We start from the raw sequence: 9,296 nt of genomic DNA, 5'->3' as shown, positions 1-9,296 counted from the left end.
ATACGATTGACGCCCAAGAGCAGATCGAGTCCCGTCTTGCCCGGCATATTGATGTCAGAGATAAGCAACGAAAACCGTTCCTTTGCCAGTATCGACAATGCCTCGTCAACGCTCCCGGCAGTAACGCACTCAAAGCCCTCACGACTGGCGATATTCTCTATCAAACCACGAATTGGCTCTTCATCGTCAACAATGAGGATCCGGTGTTGTTTCAAAACGGTCATTAGCGCCCCTATAATCTATGGTACGACGCCACGAGAGCACAGCGTCAATAAAGAAGTCTAGCATTTCAGCAAATCCTTGGCAACTGTTCAGCAACAGGCATCTCTAAAATTCTTTTCACCCCCAGTGGCGTTCGAAGCGCAACCAAACCTGGGTGATCCGTTACCACTTCCCCAATGATTCTGGCCTCTCGCCCCAACTCGTGACGGCGCATAACCGCCAGCAGTTGCTCGGCATCCTCTGCCGCGACTACAGCCAAAAGTTTTCCCTCATTGGCAACAGACAAGGGGTCAAGCCCTAGAACCTCACAGACGGAACGGACAGAAGAGCGAACAGGAAGCCCTCTCTCCTCAACCACTATGCCAAGCTTAGCCACAGCAGCAAATTCATTGAGACTTGTCGCCACCCCACCCCTGGTGGGATCACGTAAGACCCTGATCTTCTGTGATTCTCCAAGCATCTCCGTGACCAATCCGTGGAGAGCGGCAGTATCCGATTCGATTTCGGTAGCAAAAGAGAGTTTCTCCCGGCTGGTCAACACCGCCAGACCATGATCACCAATCATGCCGGAAACAATAACTCTATCTCCTGGCCTGATCCAGCAAGGGTCCAGATCCAAACCATCCGGAACCACACCAAGACCGGACGTGTTGATGAATATCTTGTCACATTTACCTCGGGGAACCACCTTGGTGTCACCGGTAACCACCTGAACCCCAGCCTTTAAAATGGCCTGCTCCATGGAACGAAGAACCGTATCAAGAGTCTCAATAGGCAACCCCTCTTCCAAGACCAGGCCAACACTCAAAAACAACGGCAGGGCTCCCGACATAGCCACATCGTTGATCGTCCCGTTAATGGCAAGGTCCCCGATAGTGCCACCTGGAAAAAAAATCGGGTCAACAACATAAGTATCAGTACTAAAGGCAACACGACCCGGCGGCAAAGTCAACACAGCCTGATCGTTCAAACGATTCAAAGCAAGGTTGGAAAATCGAGGAAGGATCATCGAGGCAATCAAATCAGCAGACAATTTACCCCCACTGCCATGGGCAAGTTGAACGGTAGTATGATGGCAAATCGGAAGTGGACAGGAATAGCTGGTCATCGGATGTTTGTGTCAGTTAATAAAAATAGTAAGAACTGTCCAGCAGTGCCACATCTGCGTTGTTATCGGCCTGCTCATGTACAAAAAGCACACATCGCAGGCCGATGCCTAGCATCTGCGGCACTGCTGAACAGTTACGGTTCTGGGCTTCGGCACCTTTCTGGGTCAGAAGGTGGATAGTTACAATAGTAATTACGTAAGTTGACGGTGATCAGCTACCAGTTAACGGTTAAAAGAATCATAGTTAGCCATGATTCATCATCTGATGCATGATATTTTAGGTATGATCATCTATTCCTAGGACCACTCACCGTCAACTGTCAACCGCAAACCGATAACCTGAGCAGTTATCAGATCACAATTTCTTGTAAAGATAATATGCGGAACACGCGCCTTCATGGGAGACCATGGTGGCCCCGAGCGGATGTTCAGGGCGACAGGCCTGACCAAAAGCTGGACATTGATCGGGCCGCCTTTGCCCTTGCAGGACCAGACCACTAATGCACTCCTTAGCCTCATGAGTCTCAATGGCAGTAACATCAAATCGTTGCGCGGCGTCAAAGGCGGCAAATTCTTCGCGGAGAGCCAGTCCGCTTGCCGGGATAAGGCCAATGCCCCGCCACTTCTGATCTTTAACCTTGAAAACGCGATCAACCATCCCTTTAGCCACAGTATTACCGCCAGGCCGCACCGACCGAGTGTATTGAATCTCCACCTCATGCCGCCCCGACTCCAACTGACGGACCAGGAGCAACAAACCTTCCAGGATATCGTTAGGCTCAAGACCGGTGACCACTATCGGCACCTGATAGGTAGCAGCAATCTCCTCGTACTCGGCAACGCCCATCACCGTACAGACATGGCCTGCCGCCAAATATCCCTGCACCAAATTGTCAGGCGAATCAAGCAACGCTCTCATGGCAGGAGGCACCAGCACATGACAAGTCAAAACAGTGAAATTAGCCAGGCCTTCGCTTGCGGCCTGAATCACTGCCATCGCATTGCCAGGGGCCGTGGTTTCAAAACCTATTGCCAAAAACACCACCTGCCGGCCAGGGTTGTCGCGGGCAATCTGCACCGCATCAAGGGGTGAATAGACAATCCGGACATCACCCCCCTCTGATCGGGCAGTCAACAGATCCCGATCACTGCCGGGGACCCTCAGCATATCGCCAAAACTGGTAAAAATCACCCCCGGCCTGCTGGCAATGGCAATAGCCTGATCAATAATCTCAAGCGGAGTAACGCAGACAGGGCACCCCGGACCATGGACCAATGAAATCTCGGGAGGCAGAAGCTGATCAATACCGCTACGGACAATAGCGTGAGTCTGGCCCCCGCACACCTCCATAATCACCCAAGGCCTGGTCCTCAAACGCCGAACTTCATCGATCATGACCTTGGCAATGGCTGGATCACGGAACTCATCAAGATAACGGGTCATCGTCGCTCCTGATAAGTGCCTGCTCATTATTCCGCATCTGGTCGGCCTTCTCCAGCAACTCCTGCCACAACTCGAGCGTCTTCCGAGCCTCTTCTTCATCCAGGACAGAAAGGGCAAACCCAGCATGGACCACAGTGTACTGCCCGATCTCGATCTCCGGCACATACTCCAAACACACATTGGAAATGGTGCCGTCATAATCCACCTGCCCCATTTTCAAGCCGGTATTTTCATACTTTGCGATTAATTTTCCTGGGATGGCAAGACACATGGAACGCTCCGCTCAACTTAATTTGTATTCAGCTACCACACACGCGTATACACGGACACCCTTTGGCACTGTGTTCTAGTCTACGATTATCTCACCAAAAAAACCAGCCCCAAAGACTCCTTCAGTTCAACTCCAGAGACAATACCATTTTTTTTGTCAGCCGCCAGGAAGTGTGGTATAAAAGCACCTCATTTCACTCTCTGAAATAACATCGACAATGTCAATTAAAATAGCAATCAACGGCTTTGGCCGAATAGGCCGCCAGATTACGAGGCTACTTACCTCCGACGCTGGCGCGGGTCTAGAATTGCGAGCGATCAACTCGCTGGAGCCAATCGACCAAGCCGCCCACCTGCTCCGCTACGACAGTAACCACGGCATCTTTCCCCAGCCTGTAACGACCGAAGGGCAGAATCTCATTATCGGCGGGCACACGATACCATTTCTCAATCAGCCAGACCCCACCCGCCTTCCCTGGAGCCAACTAGGAATTGATCTGGTGATTGAGGCCAGCGGCAGCCTGACCCAAGGCAAGGCAGGGCTTCACCGTCAGTCAGGAGCAACCAAGGTCCTGATCACTGCCGCCGCCGACAATCCCGACATCACCTTGTGTTTTGGTGTCAATCACACCCTCTACCAGCCAGACCTGCACCATATTATCAGCGGCAGCAGTTGCACCACTAATTGTCTGGCTCCGGCGACCAAAGTACTTAACGACGAGTTCACCATTCTCTCGAGCCTGGCTACCTTCCTGCACTCCTACACCATCAACCAACCACTGCTAGATGGCGGTGGCCATGATCTCCGCCGCATGCGGGCGGCAGGACTCAACATCATCCCAACCACCACCAGCGCCAGTGAACAGATGCCAAAAGTTATTCCCGAACTGACAGGGCGCTTCGATGCCCTTGCCATCCGAGTGCCCACACCCGAAGTTCATCTCGCCTACCTTACCGCCAAAGTCGGTCGCAAGGTCACGAAAACAGAGGTTGTCGCCGCCTTTACCAAAGCGGCTAAGGAACTGTTTCACGGTATTATAGCCGTCTGCGACCACCCCCTGGTCAGTATCGATTTCAAAGACAGCCAGCCATCATCGGTCCTTGACGCCGGCAGTATCATAGTGCAGGACGACATCATTCAGATCATGATCTGGCACGATAATGAATCTTCCTATTGCAAACGGATGATTGATCTTGTTAGATATATAAGTTCCGTTACCAGTGGCACGACAGTAGCTCCTGCCAGCTCCTAGCACTGCAATCAGTTGTTGGTTGGCTAAAAAGGTTAAACCTGGGGAACTGCTCAGCTTGTCGGTTTACGGTTGACGGTTGACGGTGATTGGGTCCTGCCAATGGATGAGGACACACTGACATTGAGTATCATGCGATGATTTATGACTAATCATGATTCTTTTAACCGTAAACCGATAACTGATTACCGTTAACCTGTGTAGTTACAACCTGGACAATTTTATTACGACTACCAAACCCAACACCAGCCAGAATTTGCCCTATTGCACTTCGGCAAACAACAACCTGCACAGCACAACTTTACCAAAGGATCCACACTCATGACAGCACTTCCTCTCCGCCACGTTTTGACCCACATTCTCATTTTAATTCAGATTATTGCGTTTGCTGCTGGCTGTAGCAAAGTCGAAAAAGAAAAATACGCCGCCACCATTAACAAGGCCCCCATTACCAATGATGAGCTGCAGGCAGAAATGAACCGAATTAAGCAGCGTTTTTACAACACCTCCCCGATGACTGATCAGCAGGCCACCCAGATGGAATCGGAGATACTTGAGATCATGATCGGAGGGGAACTGCTCTATCAAGCCAGCCAGAAAGCCGGAATCCAGGTAACTGAGCAAGAAGCCAAGGCTCAGATGGAAAAGAGCAAGACCCAGTTTCCCGACACTGACAAATTCAAAAACACCTTCACAGAACAAGATATTCGCAAGAAAATCGCTACCGAGAAGTTCATTACCAAGGAATTTGCCGACACCACTGTCATTACTGACGAGCAGGGCCATAAATACTACGAAACCAACCTGGCCGACTTCACTCGTCCGGAGCAGGTCCTGGTCACCAACATCTTGATCAAGGTTAAGAAAGATGCCAGCGATGAAGAAAAAAACAAGGCCATGGCCAAATTAAAAGCAGTTAAAAAAGAACTGGAACAAGGCGGCGATTTTGCAAAGTTAGCGCAAAAACACTCCGAGGACGGAAATGCCGCGTCCGGAGGCATGATGGGTTTTGTGCTTCGTGGTCAAACTGAAAAAGCATTTGAAGAGGCGGCTTTCACCCTTGATCCAGACAAAACAACAATTGTCGAAACCCAAGCAGGGTATCATTTAATTCGGGCAACCGACAAAAAAGAGACCAAGATCGTGCCCTATGAGGATGTCGCTGACAAGTTGCGAAATTTCCTCAAGCAGCAGGAGATCCAAAAAAAGATCGACACCTTTATTAAGGATGAACGGGAAAAAGCCGTCATTGAAATCTTCACAAAATCTGCACAAAACGAGGCCAAAGCAACCGAGAAGGCCGCACACTGACCAAAGCCCCTCTGTAATAGATTATTCAATGCCTGGCCCTTTGTTGCTCAAGCTCAACAGAGGGCCAGAGTCATAATATCCATTACGAAGAGCAAAGAGTCGACACTGCCTCTACAGAGGAGACCAAACCCCAACTCGGCATGAATCACCGCGAACGAATCACCTTGCTCAAGGAGATAGATCTTTTTAGCTCCTTTGACACTAACGAACTTGAAAGCTTCGCCACCGCGCTCGAAGAGATCGAGATCACCGCCGGCACAGTCCTCTGTTCTGAGGGGGATCCCGGACAGGATATGTTCATCCTGCTGGACGGAACTCTGCAGATATTCAAAGATAAACGAGCTATCACCACCATCCAGCCGATTGACTATATCGGCGAGATGTCCATCATCGAAAAAAAGCCCAGATCAGCAACCGTCATCGCCAGCACCCCGGCCAGACTTTTCCGGATCACCTCGGCTCAATTCCAGGAATACCTCGCATCCCAGCCTCCTTCCCTGGTAGCAATGATGCAGACCTTGAGCCAGCGCATCAGAAATGACACCCGCCAGTTAGCCTCCGAATACGAAAAAGCCAATATCCTGATCCACGACATGCGCAATTCCATGAGCGCGTTTCTTCTCCTTGAACTCATGACCACAGCCCCTCTCAATCCGATTCAACACCACTATCTCGACCTCATGCGCAAGAGCCGCCAGGACGTGGCCACAATGATGGATGAAGCTCTGGCCAACGCGAAACGCCTGAACTTCCCCAAAAGACTGGAGATCAACTCTCTGCCTGTTACACTCGACGCTATCCCAGTCACCTTAAGCTGTCACCCAGATCTTAAGGGCAAGACCATTACCATTAAACACCTTACTTCAATCCCTGATTTTGCCTTCAACCACCTCGACATCAATCGGGTTATCACTAACTTGGTCATCAACGCCGGCCAGGCAAGTCCACCTCAAGGGCAGATTAAAATCACCACAGCCTTCAAGCAAGGCCATGCCGTGGTCGAAGTTACCGACTACGGAACAGGGATACCCAAAGAAATCCAGAGTAAAATCTTCACTCCTCAATTCTCCACTAAGCCTGATGGAAATGGACTCGGACTAACATCCTGCCAAGAGATTATCACTCGTTACGGCGGCGCCCTGACCTGCATGAGCAAGAAAGACACAGGCGCCACCTTTCGCTTCACCCTGCCAATCTCCCCCCCCAACCATGACCGTGCATAAAGAGCGCTATTCCCTAGTACGGATAGCGGCAGACTTCCTAACGAGCCGCATCACCAAACAACCTGATCTGGCCGTGGTCCTTGGCTCCGGCCAGAATCTGCTACCTGACGGATTTGTTACCGAAGGCGTTATCGACTACAGCGAAATCCCGGATTTTCCCCAAACCACGGCCCCTGGACACCGGGGCAGCTTGATCCATGGTTATCTGGCCGACAAATACTGCCTGATATTTCAGGGCAGATTTCATTGGTACGAAGGGTACGACACCAAGACCATCACCCTACCGATCAGAATCATGGCCGAACTGCAAATACCGGCAATGATCATCACCAACACGGCTGGGGGACTCAACCTCTCCTTTGCCGCAGGGAATCTGATGGTGATCACCGACCATATCAACTTGATTAGCGACAACCCCTTGCGAGGGATCAACCGCGAAGAATGGGGGCCAAGATTCCCTGACCTGTCTAGAGCTTACTCCCCTCGGCTCTGGGATATCGCACATGATGCAGCAAGCGCGCTGGGTATCTCATTACGAAGCGGCGTCTATATCGGCATACCCGGCCCCAGCTTGGAGACACCAGCAGAGACCAGAATGTTAAGAATGTGGGGTGGTGACGCGGTGGGGATGTCCACCGTTTCGGAGGTAATCGCTGCCGTTCACGCAGGGATTGAAGTTTTAGGCCTGTCAATCATCGCCAACGTCAATAACCCTGACCAGATGCAACCGATCATGATGGACGAAGTCCTCGCCCAAGTGACAAAGGCGGCAGACACCGCCCGCCGCCTCCTTGCTGAAATCATCAAAAAAATCTAGGTAACTGTTCAGGAGTGCCACATCTGCCTCGCAGTCTCGCTGCGCTCGCTTAGCTGTTATCGGCCTGCTCATGTGCGAAAAGCACACATCGCAGGCCGATGCCTAGCATCTGCGGCACTCCTGATCAGTTCCGGTTCCGGGCTTCGGCACCTTTCTGGGTCTGAAGGTGGATAGTTACAAAATTTAAACGCCCTTACTCCCCTTCGAACTCGGTCAAGGAAAACACCGAGTAGCCCTTCTCCCGTAACTTCTTTTCACCCCCGACATCAGGAAGATTGACGATAAAGGCCATCTCCGCCACTACCCCGCCAAGCTTCTCCACCAAGGCCGCAGCGGCTAGAGCCGTGCCGCCGGTCGCCAGCAGATCATCAACCAGCAACACCCGGGTCCCAGGGGGGAAAGCATCCTTATGAATCTCAATCCGATCCGTGCCGTACTCAAGATTATACTCCTGAGAGATTACCTCGGCCGGGAGTTTCCCTGCCTTGCGTATCGGGGTAAACCCCTTACCCAGGGTGTAGGACATGGCCCCACCCATGATGAATCCACGAGCTTCGATCCCAGCGATGATGTCATACTCGACTTCCTTGGTGATATAGCGCTGAGTCAGATTATCGACCATCAGCCGAAACCCGACCGGGTCGCTGATCAGAGTAGTAATATCACGAAACATGATCCCCTTTTTCGGATAGTCGGGGATGGAACGAATTTTTGATTTTATGGACATGACCTTCTCCTCTCTCTAGGGTGTTATTTACAATGAATCTGTATCAATCACTTCGCCGACTCAAGCTACACAAATATCGGCATACGTGGCTATGTGCGGGATAGTTTCAACGAACAACTTCAGTACATTATGAGCGTTGTGGCGCATGGTGGACAAGATCATCTCCCAGGTAACAGACTCTTCATCTTCGTGCCAGCAATCGTAATCGGTAGACATAGCCACTGTAGCGTAATGGATCTTCTGTTCCCGAGCCAGATTAACCTCGGGCACGGTGCTCATATTAATGACATCCGCATTCCAACTACGAAACATATGGCTTTCGGCACGAGTCGAGAACCGGGGTCCCTCGATGGTGATCACTGTCTTGCCACTATGGGCGATGAGCCCTAATCTGGCGGCGTTCTCAGCCAGTAAGGATCTCAGATTCGGGCAAAACGGTTCAGCCATGGGCGTATGAACCACCGGACCCTGATCAAAAAAGGTGGTTAACCGCTGTTTAGTGAAATCTATAAATTGATCAGGCAGCACCAAGTGTCCAGGTTCGATCTCCCGCCGCAGAGAACCAACCGCGGTGGCGGCAAGAATATGAGTACATCCCTGTTCCTTTAAGGCCGAAATATTAGCTCTGAAATTAACCCCGCTAGGATAGATTGAATGATCCTTACCATGTCGAGCAAGAATCACAACCGGCACTCCGGCAATCTTCCCGCAGGTTAATACCGACGATGGCGTGCCATAAGGAGTAGTTACCGCCACCTCACTCGCCTCTGCCAAGATCTTCGGGTCATCAAGCCCGGAGCCTCCAATGATTCCAACTTTAACCATAGGTCATTTTCCTCAACACGAAATAGATAAATAGAATTCGAATTCTATTTATCTATTTCGTGTTGAGGAAAATGACCTATGGTTAAAGTTGGAATCATT

10 protein-coding genes are annotated in these 9,296 nt (G+C 51.0%); 4 read left to right on the top strand and 6 right to left on the bottom strand.

Features of this window, described 5'->3' with window-relative positions:
* From FP815_05020 to FP815_05005, 4 genes are all read right to left on the bottom strand, one after another.
* Positions 1 to 224: response regulator (locus FP815_05020; GenBank protein ID MBA3014298.1), on the bottom strand; the 224-nt coding region annotated here is incomplete at its 3' end.
* Positions 225 to 289: 65 nt separating this feature from the next.
* A complete protein-coding gene (gene hypE / locus FP815_05015) occupies positions 290 to 1,330 on the bottom strand; it encodes a hydrogenase expression/formation protein HypE (GenBank protein ID MBA3014297.1) in 1,041 nt (346 codons plus the stop codon).
* 355 nt (positions 1,331 to 1,685) lie between these two features.
* The gene (hypD, locus tag FP815_05010; protein ID MBA3014296.1) at positions 1,686 to 2,774 is read right to left on the bottom strand and encodes a hydrogenase formation protein HypD; all 1,089 of its coding nucleotides are present in this window, start codon (positions 2,772 to 2,774) and stop codon (positions 1,686 to 1,688) included.
* The gene (locus tag FP815_05005) at positions 2,758 to 3,045 is read right to left on the bottom strand and encodes a HypC/HybG/HupF family hydrogenase formation chaperone (GenBank protein ID MBA3014295.1); all 288 of its coding nucleotides are present in this window, start codon (positions 3,043 to 3,045) and stop codon (positions 2,758 to 2,760) included. Before FP815_05005 ends, hypD begins: the two co-directional genes overlap by 17 nt.
* A 217-nt stretch (positions 3,046 to 3,262) precedes the next feature.
* On the opposite strand from FP815_05005, the gene FP815_05000 reads away from it, so the two are divergent.
* The 4 genes from FP815_05000 to FP815_04985 all read left to right on the top strand — a co-directional run bounded on the left by FP815_05000 (position 3,263) and on the right by FP815_04985 (position 7,645).
* Positions 3,263 to 4,297: an aldehyde dehydrogenase gene (locus FP815_05000; GenBank protein MBA3014294.1), complete on the top strand. Its 1,035-nt coding sequence runs from the start codon at positions 3,263 to 3,265 to the stop codon at positions 4,295 to 4,297.
* A 318-nt stretch (positions 4,298 to 4,615) separates the two neighbouring features.
* Positions 4,616 to 5,605, top strand: coding sequence for a hypothetical protein (locus FP815_04995; protein MBA3014293.1), 990 nt, complete (start codon positions 4,616 to 4,618; stop codon positions 5,603 to 5,605).
* Positions 5,606 to 5,745: 140 nt separating this feature from the next.
* Positions 5,746 to 6,828 carry a cyclic nucleotide-binding domain-containing protein gene (locus tag FP815_04990; protein MBA3014292.1) on the top strand — a complete coding sequence of 361 codons (1,083 nt, stop codon included), beginning with the start codon at positions 5,746 to 5,748 and terminating at the stop codon, positions 6,826 to 6,828.
* Positions 6,815 to 7,645 (top strand): purine-nucleoside phosphorylase, encoded by an 831-nt coding sequence (locus FP815_04985; GenBank protein ID MBA3014291.1) that lies wholly within the window; start codon positions 6,815 to 6,817, stop codon positions 7,643 to 7,645. The genes FP815_04990 and FP815_04985 overlap by 14 nt, the downstream gene beginning before the upstream one ends.
* Before the next feature lie 193 nt (positions 7,646 to 7,838).
* Here FP815_04985 and FP815_04980 read toward each other — a convergent pair whose 3' ends face one another.
* A complete protein-coding gene (locus tag FP815_04980) occupies positions 7,839 to 8,372 on the bottom strand; it encodes an adenine phosphoribosyltransferase (GenBank protein MBA3014290.1) in 534 nt (177 codons plus the stop codon).
* A gap of 60 nt (positions 8,373 to 8,432) precedes the next feature.
* Complete coding sequence (mtnP, locus tag FP815_04975; protein MBA3014289.1) at positions 8,433 to 9,197, bottom strand: S-methyl-5'-thioadenosine phosphorylase; 765 nt, start codon at positions 9,195 to 9,197, stop codon at positions 8,433 to 8,435.
* Between the last annotated feature and the right edge of the window lie 99 nt (positions 9,198 to 9,296).

Source organism: Desulfobulbaceae bacterium (genome assembly GCA_013792005.1).
Lineage (GTDB): Bacteria > Desulfobacterota > Desulfobulbia > Desulfobulbales > VMSU01 > VMSU01.
Note: the sequence above shows the minus strand (reverse complement) of the source record. Positions and strands in the feature narration are given on the sequence as shown.

Excerpts from the sequence above, each read along its gene's own strand:
- hypE (MBA3014297.1), bottom strand. The coding sequence starts at position 1,330 with ATGACCAGCTATTCCTGTCCACTTCCGATTTGCCATCATACTACCGTT.
- hypD (MBA3014296.1), bottom strand. The coding sequence starts at position 2,774 with ATGACCCGTTATCTTGATGAGTTCCGTGATCCAGCCATTGCCAAGGTC.
- FP815_05005 (MBA3014295.1), bottom strand. The coding sequence starts at position 3,045 with ATGTGTCTTGCCATCCCAGGAAAATTAATCGCAAAGTATGAAAATACC.
- FP815_05000 (MBA3014294.1), top strand. The coding sequence starts at position 3,263 with ATGTCAATTAAAATAGCAATCAACGGCTTTGGCCGAATAGGCCGCCAG.
- FP815_04995 (MBA3014293.1), top strand. The coding sequence starts at position 4,616 with ATGACAGCACTTCCTCTCCGCCACGTTTTGACCCACATTCTCATTTTA.
- FP815_04990 (MBA3014292.1), top strand. The coding sequence starts at position 5,746 with ATGAATCACCGCGAACGAATCACCTTGCTCAAGGAGATAGATCTTTTT.
- FP815_04985 (MBA3014291.1), top strand. The coding sequence starts at position 6,815 with ATGACCGTGCATAAAGAGCGCTATTCCCTAGTACGGATAGCGGCAGAC.
- FP815_04980 (MBA3014290.1), bottom strand. The coding sequence starts at position 8,372 with ATGTCCATAAAATCAAAAATTCGTTCCATCCCCGACTATCCGAAAAAG.
- mtnP (MBA3014289.1), bottom strand. The coding sequence starts at position 9,197 with ATGGTTAAAGTTGGAATCATTGGAGGCTCCGGGCTTGATGACCCGAAG.